We start from the raw sequence: 17,580 nt of genomic DNA, 5'->3' as shown, positions 1-17,580 counted from the left end.
TTGCTGTTTCTCATCGTTTCCGGATCTCCACGGAGAAGGAGACGGGCTCATAGCCGTTTCTCCCGGCGCGCATGACCGTCACCGGAACCGCCGTCCCCGGCTGGCTCCCCGTGATCTGATCCTGGAGGCCGGACGCCGTGGTTACCGGTTCTCCCCCGTATTTTACGATAATGTCGCCATTCTGTATGCCGGAAGCATAGGCGGGGCTCTCCGCCACCGCCTCCGCGACGTAGACGCCCGCCGGGATCCCGGAATTCTTCATCTCCGTGGTCACATCCTGCATACGTACCCCGAAATAGGGGATCTCCTGGCCGTTGGTCAGCTTCTCGAGGGTTTTCTTGACCGGGGAAATGGCCATGATCGGGGTCATCCCCCCGCTCTTTTCCAGGCTCTCGTCCGCCCAGCCGATCAGTTCGCCGGCCATATTGACAAAATAGGTTCCCGCGCTGCTGCTCCCGCAGTCGGTGTAAAGGACCACCCCCGAGAAATCCGGCATGCTGACGCCGGAATCCGACATCGCGACGCTTCCGGTGGTGACCGACCAGGTTCTTCCCGCCGGCGCCCCGACCCCGACCAGGAGATCGCCCCGGCTCACCGAGTAGGAGCTCCCGAGCGGCATCACCGCCAGATCTTTGTTCTGATTCTCCGAGAGTGACGACAGCGGGACACTCAGCACCGTGAGGCCGAGCACGCTGTCATTTTGGCGCACCTGGGTCTCCGTCTTCGTGCCGTCCTTCAGCTGGACCTGCACATTGCCCACCCCGAGGACGGAGCGGGCAGAGGTCAGGATCAGGGCATCGCTGTCCGTCTTCGCGATCACAAATCCCGCCGCCGACCCGGTGGATTCCACCGCATTGCCGAAGACATCCGTCTGCTGGACGCCGGTGGTGACCGTAACGATCGAACGGTCGAGCCCGTCCGCCACGGCGGACAGGGCATGGTTCAGATTGCCGATATCCGCGGCCGAGAACGTGTAGTCCGAGATTGCCCGGCTGACCGCCTCATCAATCTTCTCCGCCTCCACCTGGGCTTCCTGGGTCTCCTCCGCCCGGCTCTCCTCCGGGGAAATGGCGGCATCGGTCTCCTCCGCGGCAAACTCGATGGAGGTACTCTCCTCCGCCTGTCCGGAGAAACGCCGCTCCGCGACTGGCCTTACGGCGGCGAATGCCGCTGCCGCCACGGCGCCGAAAACCGCCGCGGAACAGACAAAAAACGCGGCATGGCAGGCAACCTGCCTTCTGGTCAGCGGGGGCCGGACGATCTTCTCCCGGATAAATTCCCGCGTGTCCTCCTGTTTCTGATCACTCATATCCATGTTCTCCTGATCGATGTTCAAAAGTCATGATATGCCTGAAAGAATATTATACTTTCCGAGCTCTCTTTATGCAAGCCCGCCCCCAGCAGGCGGCAAAGCGCCGCAGGCGATCGGAACCCCCTTTGCTTCGCGAGATGTGGGGGTTGAACAGTAACCTTTTCTTCCTCTATAATAGAAGCGGCTCCTTACGGGGCTTCGGGCATTGCCTGTTTTATCATAAGACAGAATTTTGGAGAAAATATGAACGAAAAAGTACTTCGTACCCTGGAATATACAAAAATCATCGACCGGCTCGCGGCATTTGCCACCACCGACCCGGGAAGAAAGGCCTGCCGGAACCTGCGTCCCTCGGTGGATCCCGACACCATCCGCCGCGACCAGGCGAACACCTCCGATGCCCTGGACAGGGTGCGGATGAAGGGGACGCTCTCCTTCTCCGGCCTGAAAGACCTGACCGCCTCGATGAAGCGGCTGGAGATCGGCGGCTCCCTCGGCATCGTGGAGATCCTGAACGTGGGCTCTGTCCTCAATGTCGCGAGGCGCGCAAGGGCTTACGGCGCCAGGGAGAAATCCAAGGAAATCCCGGACGACTCCCTGGATGCCATGTTCCGGGAGCTTGACCCCATTGAACCGCTGGCGGAGGAAATCCGCCGCTGCATCCTGGACGAGGACACGGTCGCCGACGAGGCGAGCCCCGGCCTTGCCAAGGTTCGCCGGGAAATGCGCCAGATCGACGGGAAGGTCCACTCCCAGCTCAATGAAATCCTGAACCGGAACCGCGCCATGCTGCAGGACGGGATCATCACGATGCGCGAGGGGCGTTACTGTCTCCCTGTCCGCGCCGAATACAAGTCCCAGGTGCCCGGGATGGTGCACGACCAGTCCGCCACCGGCTCCACCCTGTTTATCGAGCCCATGGCCGTCATCCGGCTCAACAACGAATATAAGGAGCTCCAGCTGAAGGAGAAGAAGGAGATCGAGTATGTCCTGACCGCCCTCTCCACGGAGATTGCTCCCTGGTCCGGCACCCTGCTGAATGACCAAAAACTCCTGGCGGAGCTGGACTTCATCTTCGCCAAGGCGGAGCTCTCCCGCTCGTACCACGGAACCGAGCCGAAGTTCAATACCGACCGCTATCTGAACATCCGCAGCGGCCGCCATCCCCTTCTGGACCCGAAAACGGTGGTGCCCACGAACATTTACCTGGGGAAGGATTTCGACCTGCTGATCATCACCGGGCCGAACACCGGCGGCAAGACCGTATCCCTGAAGACCGTCGGGCTGTTCACGCTGATGGGACAGGCGGGGCTGCATATCCCGGCAGACGAAGGCTCCGAGCTCGCTGTCTTCCGGGAGGTTTTCGCCGACATCGGCGACGAGCAGAGCATCGAGCAGAACCTGAGCACATTTTCCGCCCACATGAAGAATATCGTGGAAATCCTCGACCGGGCGGACACCGACTCGCTGTGCCTGTTCGACGAGCTCGGCGCCGGCACGGATCCGACCGAGGGCGCCGCGCTCGCGATCTCCGTCCTGCAGTTTCTCCACAACATGACGGTCCGCACCATGGCCACCACGCACTACAGCGAGCTCAAGGTCTACGCCCTGCAGACAAAGGGCGTGGAAAATGCCAGCTGCGAATTCGACGTGGAGACCCTGCAGCCCACCTACCGCCTGCTCATCGGCATTCCCGGCAAGAGCAACGCCTTCGCGATCTCCAAAAAGCTCGGCCTTCCGGACTATATTATCGACGACGCGAAGAAGCGCATCAGCGCCGAGGACGAATCGTTCGAGGATGTGCTCGCCGAGCTGGAGAAAAACCGCGTGATCGTGGAAAAGGAGAAGGAGGAGGTCGAGCGCTACCGGAAGGAGATCGTGGAGCTCCGGAACAGCCTGGAGAAGCAGGAATCCTCCCTCGCCAAGCAGCGGGAGCAGATGCTCTCCTCCGCGAAGGCCGAAGCACGGGACATCCTGCGGGATGCGAAGGATACCGCGGACCGGACAATCCGCAGCATCAACCGGATCGCCCAGGACTCCGGCATTTCCCGGGAGCTGGAAAATGCGCGCGGGAAGCTCCGCGAGAAGATTGACCATGTGGAAAAGTCGATCCCGGAGAAGAAGGCAGCGCCGAAGAAGAAGGTTGCCGCCGGCGAGCTCCATCTCGGGGACACGGTGCGGATCCCGTCCATGAATATGACCGGCACCGTGAGCTCTCTCCCGAACAGTAAGGGAGACCTGGATGTCCAGATGGGAATCCTGAGCTCCCGGGTCAATATCGAGGACATCGAGCTCATCCAGAGCCAGACGGTCTCCGGCCCGGGCTACAGCGAAAAGGCCGGCGGTTTCTCCGCCGGAAAGCGGGGAAGCCGCGGCGGCTCCCGCAGCGGCAGCCGGGACGGTTCTTCCGGCGGCAGCATCGGCATGGCAAAGTCGATGTCCATCTCCCCGGAGGTCAACCTGATCGGAATGACCACGGACGAGGCAATCCCGGCGATGGACAAATATCTGGATGACGCGTACCTGGCGCACCTGGAGGAGGTCCGCGTGATTCACGGGCGCGGCACAGGCGCCCTCCGGAACGCGGTGCACCGGGAGCTCCGCCGCCTGAAATATGTGAAGAGCTTCCGGGACGGCGAATTCGGCGAGGGCGGAAACGGCGCGACCGTCGTGACCTTCAAGTAAACACGGGGACGGCGCGGCCGCCCTGGCCTTCAAGTAAACGCGGGGACGGCGCGGCCGCCCTGACCTTCAAGTAAGCGCACAGGAAAATTGGGGTGAATGGAATGGCAGACAAGCAGAAAATCCTGATCGTGGATGACGACAACAATATCGCGGAACTGATCGCCCTCTATCTGGCGAAAGAGCTCTATGACACACGGATCGTGAATGACGGGGAGGAAGCGCTCAAGGCATTTCCCATTTACCAGCCGGACCTGGTTCTCCTGGATCTGATGCTCCCGGGCATTGACGGCTACCAGGTCTGCCGGACGATCCGGACCACCTCCCAGGTGCCGATCATCATGCTCTCCGCCAAGGGCGAGGTCTTTGACAAGGTGCTCGGCCTGGAGCTCGGCGCAGACGACTATATGATCAAGCCGTTCGACTCCAAGGAGCTGGTTGCCCGGGTCAAGGCGCTCCTCCGGCGCTCCCAGGTAACCGCGGCGGCTAATGCCGCAGCCTCTCTCCCCGGAACCTCCGGGCAGTCCGGAAAATATGTCGAATACCCGGGGCTTGTCGTCAACCTGACCAACTACTCGGTGATTTATGATGGCCATTCTGTGGACATGCCGCCGAAAGAGCTGGAACTCCTCTATTTCCTCGCCTCCCAGCCGAACCAGGTCTTCAACCGGGAACAGCTCCTCGACCACATCTGGGGCTACGAGTACGCCGGCGATACCCGGACCGTGGACGTCCACATCAAACGCCTGCGGGAAAAGATCAAGGATCATCCTACCTGGGCTCTGACCACGGTCTGGGGCGTGGGCTACAAGTTTGAGGTTCGCCAGTAACGGGAGGCACCATGTTTCATTCCCTTCGCCAGAAATTGATTGCCGCTTACCTGCTGTTTGCTTTCCTGGGGTTCGCGGTGATTGCCCTGTTCTCCTCCGCCATGATGCGGAAGCACACGATCAGCCTGTATGCCGGCCAGCTCTACAGCGAGGCCACCTCCCTCGCCGGCCGGTGCAGCGACGCCTACCAGGGTACCAGCCCTGATCTCTCGGAGATCACGCCAAGGCTGGAAACCGCCGCTTCCTGCCATGGCGCCGAGGTGTGGATCATTGACCGGAACGGGCTGATCTCCGCCGACAGCGGGCATACGCGCGCGGGGACAGCGATCAGTGCGTTCAACCCGGCGGACCGGGGAAACCGCCTATACACGATCAGCCGCTTTTACGGGACATTTCCCGGAGATGTCCTCACCGTGGCGGCGCCCATCACCGGAAATATGAATACCTACGGCTACGTCCTCATTCATCTGCCGATGTCGGTCATCGAGGACCAGTCCTACGGCTATCTCAACACGGTCTACATCACGGGGCTTGTGCTGTTCGGCCTCTCCTTCCTGATTATGCTGGTCGTCTCCAGGGCAGTCATCCGGCCGCTCCGGGAGATCAACTATGCGGCAAAGCAGTACGCCGAGGGAAATCTCACCTACAATATCCCGATCCACAGCCACGATGAGATCGGCTATCTCGCCGGCACGCTGAACTACATGTCCGGCGAGATCAACGACATGGAGGAGTATCAGAAGAACTTTATCGCCAATATTTCCCACGATTTCCGCTCCCCGCTGACCTCGATCAAGGGATACCTGGAGGCGATCCTGGACGGCACGATCCCGCCGGAGCTCTACCAGAAATACCTCGGCATCATCATCTCCGAGACGAAGCGCCTGACCAAGCTGACGGAGAGCATGCTGACGCTGAACTCCATGGACAGCGGCAGAAATACGCTGAACCGGACCAATTTTGACATCAACCGGACCATCAAGGAAACCGCGGCCTCCTTTGAGGGCACCTGCGGCGCGAGGGGAATCACCTTTGACCTGACCTTCTCCGGGGAAATCCAGATGGTCTGGGCGGATTACGGGAAGATTCAGCAGGTTCTCTACAACCTGATCGACAACGCGATCAAATTCAGCCACGACCAGTCTGTCATCTATATCACCGCCCAGGAAAAGGGCGAAAAGATCTTTATCTCCGTGAAGGACACAGGCATCGGCATCCCGAGAAAAAGCATCCCGAAGATTTGGGAGCGCTTCTATAAGACGGACCTCTCCCGGGGGAAAGACAAGAAGGGCACCGGGCTCGGGCTCGCGATCGTGAAGGAGATTATCCAGGCTCACGGGGAAAATATCGACTGCATCAGCACCGAGGGTGTGGGAAGCGAGTTCATCTTCTCCCTCCCGAAGGCGAAGGAGCTGTAACTGCAGCCCGCAGTCAAGGAACTGCAGCCGCATCACAACGACGAAGAAACTGCGGCCCCGTCCCGCAGGCAGGGAATGGAAAACAGAAAAACCGCGAAGGCCGGCACATTTTCCTGGTGCCCGCACTCCGCGGTTTCTTTTCGTTTATTCGTAGATCGGATGCTTTTCGCAGATCTTGGTGACTTCGCCCCGGATGTACTCCCTGCTGTTCTCGAAGTCGGTTGCCGCAAGGCGGATGCACTCCGCGATCTTCGGCATCTCCGCCTCAGTGAGGCCGCGGGAGGTTACCGCCGGTGTTCCGATGCGGACGCCGGAAGTCTGGAACATGCTTCTCGGGTCGTTCGGGACAGAGTTCTTGTTCAGGGTGATATACACCTCATCACAGCGGTTCTGCAACTCTTTGCCGGAAATCTCCATGCCCCGGAGATCCACCATCATCAGGTGGTTGTCGGTACCGCCGGTCAGGATCTTGAAGCCCTGGCCCATCAGCTCCTTCGCGAGGGCCGCAGCGTTATTCTTCACCTGTGTCTGGTAGGCAATGAACGACGGCTTGAGCGCCTCTCCCAGACAGATCGCCTTGGCCGCGATCACATGCTCCAGCGGGCCGCCCTGGGTTCCCGGGAAGAGCGCCTTGTTCAGCTTGAACTTCTCCGCCGCCTCCTCGCTCGCGAGGATCATGCCGCCCCTCGGGCCGCGCAGCGTCTTGTGCGTCGTGGTGGTTACCACATCCGCATAGGGGATCGGGCTCGGATGAAGGCCTGCCGCGACAAGGCCGGCAATATGCGCCATATCGACCATCAGATAAGCACCAACCTCGTCGGCGATCTCACGGAATTTCTGAAAATCGATCGTGCGGGCATAGGCGCTCGCCCCGGCAATGATCATCTTCGGATGGCACTTCTTCGCGATCTCCTCGACCTGGTTGTAATCGATGAAGCCATTGTCATCCACGCCGTAGGGAACGATGTGGAAATACATGCCGGAGAAATTGACCGGGCTTCCGTGGCTAAGATGTCCGCCGGCAGAGAGATCCATCCCCATGACGGTATCGCCCGGCTTAAGCAGGGCCATGAAGACGGCCATATTGGCCTGCGCCCCGGAATGGGGCTGCACATTCGCGTAGGTGCAGTGGAACAGCTTCTTCGCGCGCTCAATCGCCAGGGACTCGATCTCGTCCACCACCTGGCAGCCGCCGTAATAGCGTTTGCCCGGGTAGCCCTCGGCATACTTGTTGGTGAGCACCGTGCCCATGGCAAGCATCACCTGCTCAGACACAATATTCTCCGAAGCAATCAACTCCAGATTTCTCCTCTGGCGGGCGGCTTCTTTCTTGATCAGCCCGCCAATCTCGGGATCATACGCCTCGAGAAAGTCCATCACTTCATTGACCATCAGTTTTTTTCCTCCTCAATCTTCATGATGAGGTCGACACGGCGCTGATGACGGCCGCCCTCGAACTTGGCATTCAGCCATTCCTCGACGATCATTTTCGCCAGATCCTCACCTACGACGCGGGCGCCGAAGCAGAGGACATTGCAGTTGTTGTGCCGGCGGGACATCACCGCGGTGTAGGGCTCGCTGCACACGCAAGCGCGGATTCCCCTCACCTTGTTCGCCGCCAGGGAAATGCCGAGGCCGGTCCCGCAGATCGCGATGCCGAGATCCGCCTTCCCGTCAGCCACACAGCGGCCGACCTTCTCGCCGTAAACCGGATAATCCACGCTCTCCGTGGTATCGGTGCCGACGTTGATGACCTCGTATCCTTTTTCCTCCAGAAATGCCTTGATCGTATTTTTCAGTCCGACGCCGGCATGATCGTTGCCAATGACAATCTTCATCTGATGCTCCTCCTGATGCCCTGAACTTCTCCTACTGTCTGTGGCTGCACTTATCATTTATACCAGCAGAGGGCGCGTTTTTCAACCGCCGCGGGCGGTTTTCCCCATCAGCGCAGCCAGGGAAACGGGGTCCCGCGGAAGCAGAATCAGAAGAGCCCGGTAATCCTGCCGTCCTCGTCCACATCGATATTCTCCGCCGCGGGAACCTTCGGGAGGCCGGGCATCGTCATGATATCCCCGGTCAGGGCGACGATGAAGCCGGCGCCGGCGGAAACCTTCACATTGCGGATGGTCACGCGGAATCCCCGCGGAGCCCCGAGAAGGTGCTGGTCGTCGGAGAAGCTGTACTGCGTCTTCGCCATGCAGACCGGAAGGTTGTCAAAGCCCAGCTCGGTGAGGCGGCGGATCTGTTTTTTCGCCTCGGCGCTGAAATCCGCGCCGTCGCCGTGATAGACCTTCGTGACAATATCATTGATCTTCTGCTCGATCGGTTCTCCGGCATCATACGCGAAGCGGAAATGATTCTCGGATTCACAGAGGCGGACCACCTCATTGGCGAGATCCACGCCGCCCTCGCCGCCTTTTGCCCAGACGTCGGAGAGTACCACGTTCACGCCGAGCTCATGGCACTTATCCTCAATGAGCTTCAGCTCCGCGTCGGTGTCCATCGGGAATTTGTTGATCGCGACCACGCAGGGCAGGCCGTAAACCTGGGTCATATTTTCCACATGCTGGAGAAGGTTCGGAAGCCCCTTCTCGAGCGCCGCGAGGTTCTCCGTGTTGAGATCAGCCTTCGCCACGCCGCCGTGATGCTTGAGCGCGCGCACCGTCGCGACAACCACGCAGGCATCAGGCTTGAGGCCGGTCATCCGGCACTTGATATCGCAGAACTTCTCGGCACCGAGATCCGCGCCGAAGCCGGCCTCGGTGACCACATAATCGTTGAGCTTGAGCGCCATCTTCGTCGCCAGGACAGAATTGCAGCCGTGCGCGATATTGGCGAACGGGCCGCCGTGGACAAATGCCGGCGTGTGCTCCAGGGTCTGCACCAGGTTCGGCTTCAGGGCATCCTTCAGCAGGGCTGTCATCGCGCCAGCCGCCTTGAGGTCGCCGGCAGTCACCGGGAGGTTGTCATAGTTGTAGCCGACAATAATGCGGGAGAGGCGCTCTTTGAGATCCTTGAGGTCGGTCGCCAGGCAGAACACCGCCATGATCTCACTCGCCACCGTGATATCATAGCCGTCCGGGCGCGTCACACCATCCACGCGGCGGCCGAGGCCGTCCACGATATTCCGGAGCTGACGGTCATTCATGTCCACGCAGCGCTTCCAGGTAATTCTCTTCGGGTCGATCCGCAGCTTGTTTCCCTGGTAAATGTGATTGTCCAGCATTGCCGCCAGCAGGTTGTTCGCCGCGCCGATCGCGTGGAAATCCCCGGTAAAGTGAAGGTTAATATCCTCCATCGGGATAACCTGGGCGTAGCCCCCGCCGGCCGCGCCGCCCTTGATCCCGAAGACCGGCCCGAGGGACGGCTCGCGCAGCGCTGCCGCCACTTTCTTCCCGATCCGGTGCAGGCCGTCCGCAAGCCCGACGGAGGTTGTCGTCTTGCCCTCGCCCGCCGGTGTCGGGGTGATGGCGGTCACCAGGATCAATTTTCCGTTTTTCCTGTCCGGCTCATCCTTCAGCAGGCTGTAGCTGATCTTGGCCTTGTTGCTGCCGTACTGTTCCACATACTTCGGGTCAATCCCCTCTGCCTTCGCGATCTCCATGATATTGAGCGGTGTCGCTTCCTGTGCAATCTCGATATCTGTCTTCATGGCTTTTCTCTCCTTCTCCGCTTACAGAAGCCGTGGTTTTCCTATTGCTTTTATTATACATGATTCCGCGGGGCAGAGAAATTGATTCCGCGCAAATTTTAACCCCGCACCTCACGAAGTGATCCTTCGCAAGATGCGGGGTTCTGAGCGCCTGCGGCGCTTGGCCACATGCGGGGAAAATACGCTAAACTGCCTGCAGGCAGTCGTTTTGCGGTTTTCCCCCATGTGCTGAACAAATCATATGTTTTATGATTTCCGGCAGCGGCCAGGCCGCTGCCGGGCAGTCCGCTCAGACTGCCTTCGGCTCACTCTGCGCGTGGATCGGGGTTGCCACCAGCTCCCCACCGAGGAGGTCAATCTGGATCGTGTCGCCCTCACCGACGCTGCCTTCCAGGATCAGCTTTGCAGCGATCGTCTCAACGTTCTTCTGCAGGTACCGCTTGAGCGGTCTTGCGCCGTAAACCGGATCGTAGCCGTGCTCGACAATGAAGCTCTTCGCCTCGTCGCTCAGGGCAATGTGAAGGTCGCGGTCTTCCAGCCGGCGGTTGAGGTCAGCCATCTGCAGGTCGATGATGTGGCCGATATTGTCCATCGTCAGCGGCTTAAACATGATGATCTCATCCAGCCGGTTCAGGAACTCCGGACGGAAGTGTCCGCGGAGATCGTCCATCACCTGTTTTCTGGCCTCCGGGCGGATATTGCCCGCCGCATCGATGCCGTCCAGCAGATACTGGGAGCCGATGTTGGAGGTCATGATCAGGATCGTGTTCTTGAAGTCCACGGTCTTGCCCATGGAATCCGTGATCCGGCCGTCATCAAGAACCTGGAGCAGGATGTTGAACACATCCGGGTGCGCCTTCTCCACCTCATCGAAGAGGACAACCGAGTACGGTTTCCGGCGGACTGCCTCCGTCAGCTGGCCGCCCTCATCATAGCCGACATACCCCGGAGGTGCTCCGATGAGTCTCGACACGGAGAATTTCTCCATATACTCGCTCATATCGATACGCACCATGGCATTCTCATCGTCAAACAAGGCAGCCGCCAGCGACTTCGCAAGCTCTGTCTTGCCGACGCCGGTGGGGCCGAGGAACAGGAAGCTGCCGATCGGCTTCGTCGGATCCTTGATGCCCGCCTTCGAGCGGATGATGGCCTCGGTAACCTTCTCGACAGCCTCATCCTGGCCGACAACCCGCTTATGCAGCGTATCGTCCAGATGCAGGGTCTTCTCGCGCTCGCTCTCGTTCAGCTTGGCCACCGGAATCCCGGTCCACTTGGAGACAACCCTGGCAATTTCATCCTCGGTCACACTCTCGTGGACAAAGGAGAGATCCTCATCCCTGACCTTCTGCTCCTCCGACGCCAGCTGTTTCTGCAGCTCCGGCAGCCTGCCGTACTGCAGCTCGGCGGCCTTATTCAGGTCGTAGTTGGTCTTCGCGGTCTGAATCTCGCCGTTGACCTTCTCAATCTCGCTGCGGAGCTTCGACACATTCTGAACCTGGGCCTTTTCATTTTCCCACTGTGCCTTGTCTGCGGCATACCGATCATTCAGTTCAGCGAGCTCTTTGCGCAGATCCGCAAGCCTCTCCTGGCTGAGCCGGTCTGTCTCCTTCTTAAGCGATGTCTCCTCGATCTGCAGCTGCATGATCTTCCGCCGCTGCTCATCGAGCTCGGCCGGCATGGAATCCATCTCGGTCTTGATCATCGCGCAGGCCTCATCGACGAGGTCGATGGCCTTATCGGGCAGGAACCGGTCGGAAATGTACCGGTTCGACAGCACCGCTGCCGATACAAGGGCAGAGTCGGTGATTTTCACCCCATGGAAGACCTCGTAGCGCTCCTTTAAGCCACGGAGAATGGAGATCGTGTCCTCCACCGACGGCTCATCCACCATTACCGGCTGGAACCGTCTCTCCAGGGCGGCATCCTTCTCAATGTACTTCCGGTACTCGTCCAGGGTCGTGGCCCCGATGCAGTGCAGCTCGCCTCTCGCCAGCATCGGCTTCAGCATATTGCCCGCATCCATCGAGCCCTCCGCCTTGCCGGCGCCGACAATATTGTGCAGCTCATCGATAAAGAGGATAATCTTCCCCTCGCTCTTTTTCACCTCATCGAGGACAGCCTTCAGGCGCTCCTCAAATTCCCCCCGGTATTTGGCACCCGCCATGAGGGCACCCATATCCAGGGCAAAAATCTTCTTATCCTTCAGCGCGGCCGGAACATCGCCGCGGACAATCCGCTCCGCGAGCCCTTCCACCACGGCGGTTTTGCCGACGCCGGGCTGGCCGATCAGCACCGGGTTATTCTTGGTCTTCCGGGACAGGATCATGACCACGTTCCGGATCTCCGTGTCACGGCCGATGACAGGATCGAGCTTGTGATCCCGCGCCCTCTCCACCAGGTCATAGCCGTATTTGTTCAGCGTATCGTAGGTATCCTCCGGGTTGTCGGAAACCACCCGCTGGTTGCCTCTCACCTTGGACAGGACTTCCAGGAATTTCTCCCTCGTGATGCCATATGTGCGGAAAATATCCTTCACGGCGCGGTTCGGGTATCTCAGCATCGTCAGGAACAAATGCTCCACGGAGACGTACTCGTCGCCCATGGCCTTCGCCTCGTCCTCAGCCTCCACCAGAACCTTATTGGCGTCCTGGGAGACATAGACCTGGCCGCCCTGTACCTTCGGCAGCTTCTCGATGGCAGCCTCGACCTCTCCGGTGAACTGCTGCCCGTTGATGTTCATCATATTGACCAGCTTCAGGATCAGGCTGTCGTCCACCTGAAGCAGCGCAAGAAGCAGGTGCTCCTGGTCAATCTGCTGGTTCCCGTAGTCATAAGCCAGCTTCTCGGCCTTCTGCACCGCTTCCACAGATTTCTGTGTAAACTTACTGATATTCATGAAAACGCCCCCCTTCGTGCGGCGCGAACTTACTTTTTTGTTCTATGCGTAATATAACATGCATTATTAGCACTGTCAAGCGTTGAGTGCTAATTTTTTCTGAAGATCTGCACTTCTCGAAATTCCGCGGCCGGGGCATAAGCGCTTCACAGCCCCCGCTTGACATTCCTCCGGTACTGGTTCGGCGTCACACCGACCACCGCCCGGAAAGCGCGGGTAAATGAGGACGCGTTGCGGTAGCCGACCTGCATCGCCACGTCCACCACCCGGTAGCGCGTGGTCCCGAGGATCTCCTTCGCCTTCTCGATCCGGACCCGCTTGATGTAATTGCCCGGCATGGTTCCGGTGCGCTTCCGGAAAAGGCTCGCGAAATAGGACGGGTTATAATTCTCCATCGCCGCCAGCTGGGCGATGCTGAGGTCTTCAGCATAATGCTCGTTGATATAGCGCAGGGACGGCGTCCTGTGGCAGCTGACGAATTTGTCGTAGAGATAGTAGAATAGATAGCGCAGCGAGTCATCCTGCGGGCCGCTGTTCTTGACCTCGCGCTTGATCAGGTCGATGAGCGGCGCCAGATCCTCCGTGATCTCCATGACGCAGTTTTCCTTGAGCAGCGCGATATCCCCCGGCTCGATCATCTCCGCGGGAATATTCAGGGTCAGCGCTTTCCCGCTGCAGGAATACTCATGCGGCACCCCCGGCGGAATGAAGCCCACCTCGCTCGCGGTGATCCGGTAGGTACGCCCGCTGAACGAGAACTGGAATTCATTTTCCAGCACCACGATGATATGGCCGTGCGGATGCTGGTGCCTCTGGATATTCTTATCCGTGTCGTAAGTATAGACAGAGATTGTTCCCATAGCAAATCTCCTTTCTCCTGCCCCGGCGCCCCGCACTGCGGATAGCCGCTCCACCAAACCCGGACTGCGCCTTCGCTTGTCCTCGTTAAGCAGCTGGTTCTCTTTCCGTACTCTGCGAAAAAGAACAGCGCATACTTTTCCCGCGGGAAAACTATGCGCCATTGCATTTTCCTTATTCAGCTGCCTGGAACATCATCAGTTTGTCTTGACCGCGCGGTAATCGAGAGCCGCCCGGATCAGGCCCTTGAACAGCGGATGAGCGCGGTTCGGCCTGGATTTCAGTTCCGGATGCGCCTGCGTTCCCAGATAGAACGGGTGGTCACGGAGCTCCATCATCTCCACGATGCGATGATCCGGGGAAATGCCGGACAGCACCATGCCGCCCTTCTGGAGGGCATCGCGGTAATCGTTGTTCACCTCATAGCGGTGCCTGTGCCGCTCGGAAATCTCCTTCGTGCCATAGAGCCGGTAAGCCTTGGAGTTCTCGTCCAGGACGCACGGATAAGCGCCCAGACGAAGCGTACCGCCGAGGTTCTCGACGCCCTGCTGCTCCGGCATCAGGTCGATGACCGGATGAAGCGTATCCGGCGCGAGCTCCGAGCTGTTGGCATCGCTGTACTGCAGTACGTGGCGGGCAAATTCCACGATCGCCATCTGCATGCCAAGGCAGATGCCGAGGAACGGGATCTTATTCTCCCTGGCGTACTCCGCCGCCATGATCATGCCCTCTGTGCCGCGGTTGCCGAAGCCGCCGGGGATCAGGACGCCGTCAACGCCTCCCAGATACTTCTCGGCGCCGTCCTTCTCAACCTCCTCGGAATCCACCCAGCGGATCTTCACGTTCGCGTGGTTGGCAATGCCGCCGTGCTTGAGTGCCTCCACAACGCTGAGATAGGCGTCATGCAGCTGGGTATACTTGCCGACGATGGCGATCTCCGCCTCACCGGTCGGATGGCGAAGGGCATCCACCATCGACTCCCAGTCGGCGAGATCCGGCTTCGGGCAGGGGAGATTCAGGCTCTCGCAGACTACCTCGGCAAGATGCTCTTTCTCCATCATCAGCGGAACCTCATAGAGGAATTCCGCGTCAAGATTCTGGAGGACATGGCTCTTCGGAACATTGCAGAACAGGGCAATTTTCCCGCGGATCTGGTCAGTCAGCTCCTCCTCGGTGCGGCAGACCAGGATATCCGGAAGGATTCCCATGCGCATCAGCTCGCGGACACTCGCCTGGGTGGGCTTTGTCTTCATTTCCTGGGACGCGCGCAGGTAGGGGATCAACGTGACATGGATCATGATCGCGTTCTCCCTGCCGACATCCTGCTGGAATTGGCGGATCGCCTCGAAGAAGGGCTGGCTCTCGATATCGCCGGCCGTTCCGCCGATCTCAATGATCGCGATGCGGTTGTCCTCCGGGTCCTCCGGACGGTAGAAGCGCGACTTGATCTCATTCGTGATGTGCGGGATAACCTGGACCGTTCCGCCGCCGTAATCCCCGTGGCGCTCCTTCTGGATCACCGACCAGTAGATCTTGCCGGAGGTCACGTTGGCATTCTTTCCGAGATTCTCGTCAATAAACCGCTCATAATGGCCGAGGTCAAGGTCGGTCTCCGTCCCGTCGTCCGTGACAAACACCTCACCGTGCTGGATCGGGTTCATTGTCCCCGGGTCAACGTTGATATAGGGATCGAATTTCTGCATCGTCACCTTGTACCCTCTTGCCTTGAGCAGACGGCCGAGAGACGCTGCCGTGATCCCCTTGCCGAGACCGGATACCACGCCTCCGCTGACGAATACATACTTTACCATTGTTTCTCCTTTCCGGCATCTCTGCCAGGCTGCAGTGTTCTATTCTTTCAGGCAATATCTGCCATAATACTATCCCAAGCGGTCTGTAGTAAAGGAATTTCCACAAAATCGGCTCAATTTCTGCCGTAAACCTCGTAGAACTTCTTCATCGCCTTCTCCGTGTTCTCCCTGGTGGAAAATGCGGTCAGGCGGAAGAATTTCTCCCCGTTCTTTCCGAAGCCCGCGCCCGGTGTTCCCACCACGCCCGTCTTCTCGAGGAGATCGCTGAAGAAATCCCAGGAATTGCGGTCACCCGGGCATTTCAGCCAGATATACGGGGAATAGACACCGCCGGTGTAGAAGATCCCCATCCGGTCCAGGGTGTCCGTGATAACCTTCGCGTTGCCGCGGTAATACTCGAGGTTAGCCTCGCACTCGGCCTCGCCCTCCGGGGTGAAGACCGCCGCGGCGCCGCGCTGGATAATATACGCCGTGCCGTTGAACTTCGTCGTCTGGCGGCGCAGCCACATCTTGTTGATGGCATGGCCGTCCCGGACGAGATCCATCGGAACCACCGTGTAACCGCAGCGGGTTCCGGTAAATCCGGCCTTTTTGGAGAACGAGCAGATCTCGACCGCGCAGGTCTTCGCCCCCTCGATCTCGTAGATGCTGCGCGGCATATCGCCGGTGACAAAGCACTCATACGCGGCATCGAAGAAAATGATGCTTCCGCGGCGGTTCGCGTAATCCACCCAGGCTTTCAGCTGCTCACGGCTGTATGCTGCGCCGGTCGGGTTGTTCGGCGAGCAGATGTAGATAATATCCGCATCCTGGCTCTCGTCCGGCAGCGGAAGAAAATGATTCTGCTCATTGGCGTCCGCGTAGATAATCTTCCGCCCCGCCATGACATTGGTGTCCACATAGACCGGATAAACCGGATCCGGAACCAGCACCGTATTGTCGATGCTGAACAGGTCCATCAGATTGCCGCAGTCGCTCTTCGCGCCGTCGGAGATGAAGATTTCATTGAGCTCGAGGTCAACACCGTGGCGCTTATAGTAGCCGCGAACCGCCTCCTTGAGGAAATCATAGCCCTGCTCCGGCCCATAGCCGTGGAAGGTCTCCTGCTTTCCCTGCTCATCGGACGCCGCCTTCAGGGCCTCAACAACCTTCGCCGCCAGCGGGCGGGTGACGTCGCCGATCCCCATCCGGATGATCTCCCGGTCCGGATGCTGCTCCTGGAATTCCCGGACAAGCTGATTTACCCGGGCGAAAAGATAACTCTCGCTGATGTTGTTAAAATTGGCATTGATTTTTGCAGCCATAGTGCCCTCCCGCAATGTGCTCATTCTGTATTTCCCTGGAAAATGCCCGCACCGGCCTATCCGGCATTTTTCGATGTCTCGGCATCAAGCCGCCGGATGATGTCCTGGGCAGCCTCCCGCTTGGTAATGCAGGCATCCATCGCCAGCTTTTCCAGATAATGGTGCGCCTCCGTCTCGCTCATGCCGCGGATTTCGATCAGGAGGCACTTGGCCCGGCTGATCAGGCGCTGGTCATCCAGCTTCCGGTGCAGCGCGGCGTTCATCGCCGTGAGCGCGGCCACCCGCTTCTGCATCGCGCAGAGCATCCGGATCGCCTCCGCGATCACGGTACGGCTGGCCGGCCGGCTGAGAACAAAGATTCCAGAATCGCGCGCCGCGTAGCTGATCTGCTCATAGACCTCCGGCTTCACAAAAAGAAGAATCCCGATGGCCCTCTCCCCGGCCAGCTCGATCGCCGTCTGCACGCCGCTCTCGTCCGGCAGCGGCGAGTAAATCAGCAGGAGATCATAATTTTCCCTCTCCAGCTTCTGCCTCGCCACCGTCATGGAAGGCGCGAAGGAGACCGGGGACATATGCTCGGGAAATGCTGTCCGTATCTTGGCGGCGATGCTCTCCGCCGGTGCCGCAATCAGCACGCTGCTTGTGGTCACTTTCGGCATTCTCCCGGCCTCCTTTCACCATAATGGGTCTATTATACCGCGATTCTGTTCGGGAAGCATCCGTTTTTCCGGAGAAAATGTGCCATTCTTCTGACATTCTGTTCTTGTTCAGCCCATGCGGGGGAGAGCCTGCAAGCCAGCCGCTTCCGGAC

12 protein-coding genes are annotated in these 17,580 nt (G+C 59.2%); 3 read left to right on the top strand and 9 right to left on the bottom strand.

Translation table 11 applies throughout. From position 1 onward, the window contains the following. Positions 1 to 10: 10 nt before the first annotated feature. Entirely contained in the window at positions 11 to 1,309 is a 1,299-nt protein-coding gene (locus tag ISF27_RS07535) for a S1C family serine protease (RefSeq protein WP_194610777.1), read from the bottom strand. Positions 1,310 to 1,555: 246 nt separating this feature from the next. On the opposite strand from ISF27_RS07535, the gene ISF27_RS07530 reads away from it, so the two are divergent. The 3 genes from ISF27_RS07530 (at position 1,556) to ISF27_RS07520 (ending at position 6,242) form a co-directional block, all read left to right on the top strand. Then, positions 1,556 to 3,997 (top strand): endonuclease MutS2, encoded by a 2,442-nt coding sequence (locus ISF27_RS07530; protein WP_194610775.1) that lies wholly within the window; start codon positions 1,556 to 1,558, stop codon positions 3,995 to 3,997. A 101-nt stretch (positions 3,998 to 4,098) separates the two neighbouring features. After that, positions 4,099 to 4,824 carry a response regulator transcription factor gene (locus tag ISF27_RS07525; protein ID WP_194610773.1) on the top strand — a complete coding sequence of 242 codons (726 nt, stop codon included), beginning with the start codon at positions 4,099 to 4,101 and terminating at the stop codon, positions 4,822 to 4,824. Positions 4,825 to 4,835: 11 nt separating this feature from the next. Beyond that, positions 4,836 to 6,242, top strand: a complete 1,407-nt coding sequence (locus ISF27_RS07520) for a sensor histidine kinase (protein ID WP_194610770.1) — start codon at positions 4,836 to 4,838, stop codon at positions 6,240 to 6,242. A gap of 144 nt (positions 6,243 to 6,386) precedes the next feature. On the opposite strand, the gene ISF27_RS07515 is transcribed toward ISF27_RS07520, so the two are convergent. From ISF27_RS07515 to ISF27_RS07480, 8 genes are all read right to left on the bottom strand, one after another. Next, on the bottom strand, positions 6,387 to 7,634 hold the full coding sequence (locus ISF27_RS07515; protein WP_194610768.1) for a serine hydroxymethyltransferase: 1,248 nt from the start codon (positions 7,632 to 7,634) through the stop codon (positions 6,387 to 6,389). Next, positions 7,634 to 8,080, bottom strand: coding sequence for a ribose 5-phosphate isomerase B (rpiB, locus tag ISF27_RS07510; RefSeq protein WP_194610766.1), 447 nt, complete (start codon positions 8,078 to 8,080; stop codon positions 7,634 to 7,636). Before rpiB ends, ISF27_RS07515 begins: the two co-directional genes overlap by 1 nt. 146 nt (positions 8,081 to 8,226) lie before the next feature. Then, positions 8,227 to 9,897 (bottom strand): formate--tetrahydrofolate ligase, encoded by a 1,671-nt coding sequence (locus ISF27_RS07505; protein WP_194610764.1) that lies wholly within the window; start codon positions 9,895 to 9,897, stop codon positions 8,227 to 8,229. A 289-nt stretch (positions 9,898 to 10,186) separates the two neighbouring features. After that, positions 10,187 to 12,796 carry an ATP-dependent chaperone ClpB gene (gene clpB, locus ISF27_RS07500; RefSeq protein WP_194610762.1) on the bottom strand — a complete coding sequence of 870 codons (2,610 nt, stop codon included), beginning with the start codon at positions 12,794 to 12,796 and terminating at the stop codon, positions 10,187 to 10,189. Positions 12,797 to 12,942: 146 nt separating this feature from the next. Next, positions 12,943 to 13,656: a helix-turn-helix domain-containing protein gene (locus ISF27_RS07495; protein WP_194610760.1), complete on the bottom strand. Its 714-nt coding sequence runs from the start codon at positions 13,654 to 13,656 to the stop codon at positions 12,943 to 12,945. A gap of 195 nt (positions 13,657 to 13,851) precedes the next feature. Then, entirely contained in the window at positions 13,852 to 15,465 is a 1,614-nt protein-coding gene (locus ISF27_RS07490) for a CTP synthase (RefSeq protein ID WP_194610758.1), read from the bottom strand. A 113-nt stretch (positions 15,466 to 15,578) separates the two neighbouring features. Next, positions 15,579 to 16,769 (bottom strand): LL-diaminopimelate aminotransferase, encoded by a 1,191-nt coding sequence (locus ISF27_RS07485; RefSeq protein WP_194610756.1) that lies wholly within the window; start codon positions 16,767 to 16,769, stop codon positions 15,579 to 15,581. A gap of 56 nt (positions 16,770 to 16,825) precedes the next feature. Beyond that, positions 16,826 to 17,428 (bottom strand): ANTAR domain-containing response regulator, encoded by a 603-nt coding sequence (locus ISF27_RS07480; RefSeq protein ID WP_194610753.1) that lies wholly within the window; start codon positions 17,426 to 17,428, stop codon positions 16,826 to 16,828. Between the last annotated feature and the right edge of the window lie 152 nt (positions 17,429 to 17,580).

It is taken from the genome of Clostridium vitabionis, from assembly GCF_015351765.1.
GTDB classification, from domain to species: Bacteria; Bacillota; Clostridia; order Lachnospirales; family Lachnospiraceae; genus Clostridium_R; species Clostridium_R vitabionis.
This window is presented reverse-complemented; position numbering and strand designations above follow the sequence as displayed.

Coding starts and splice junctions, on each gene's coding strand:
- ISF27_RS07515 (WP_194610768.1), bottom strand. CDS start 7,634: ATGGTCAATGAAGTGATGGACTTTCTCGAGGCGTATGATCCCGAGATT.
- ISF27_RS07485 (WP_194610756.1), bottom strand. CDS start 16,769: ATGGCTGCAAAAATCAATGCCAATTTTAACAACATCAGCGAGAGTTAT.
- ISF27_RS07480 (WP_194610753.1), bottom strand. CDS start 17,428: ATGCCGAAAGTGACCACAAGCAGCGTGCTGATTGCGGCACCGGCGGAG.
- rpiB (WP_194610766.1), bottom strand. CDS start 8,080: ATGAAGATTGTCATTGGCAACGATCATGCCGGCGTCGGACTGAAAAAT.
- ISF27_RS07495 (WP_194610760.1), bottom strand. CDS start 13,656: ATGGGAACAATCTCTGTCTATACTTACGACACGGATAAGAATATCCAG.
- ISF27_RS07530 (WP_194610775.1), top strand. CDS start 1,556: ATGAACGAAAAAGTACTTCGTACCCTGGAATATACAAAAATCATCGAC.
- ISF27_RS07535 (WP_194610777.1), bottom strand. CDS start 1,309: ATGAGTGATCAGAAACAGGAGGACACGCGGGAATTTATCCGGGAGAAG.
- clpB (WP_194610762.1), bottom strand. CDS start 12,796: ATGAATATCAGTAAGTTTACACAGAAATCTGTGGAAGCGGTGCAGAAG.
- ISF27_RS07525 (WP_194610773.1), top strand. CDS start 4,099: ATGGCAGACAAGCAGAAAATCCTGATCGTGGATGACGACAACAATATC.
- ISF27_RS07490 (WP_194610758.1), bottom strand. CDS start 15,465: ATGGTAAAGTATGTATTCGTCAGCGGAGGCGTGGTATCCGGTCTCGGC.
- ISF27_RS07520 (WP_194610770.1), top strand. CDS start 4,836: ATGTTTCATTCCCTTCGCCAGAAATTGATTGCCGCTTACCTGCTGTTT.
- ISF27_RS07505 (WP_194610764.1), bottom strand. CDS start 9,897: ATGAAGACAGATATCGAGATTGCACAGGAAGCGACACCGCTCAATATC.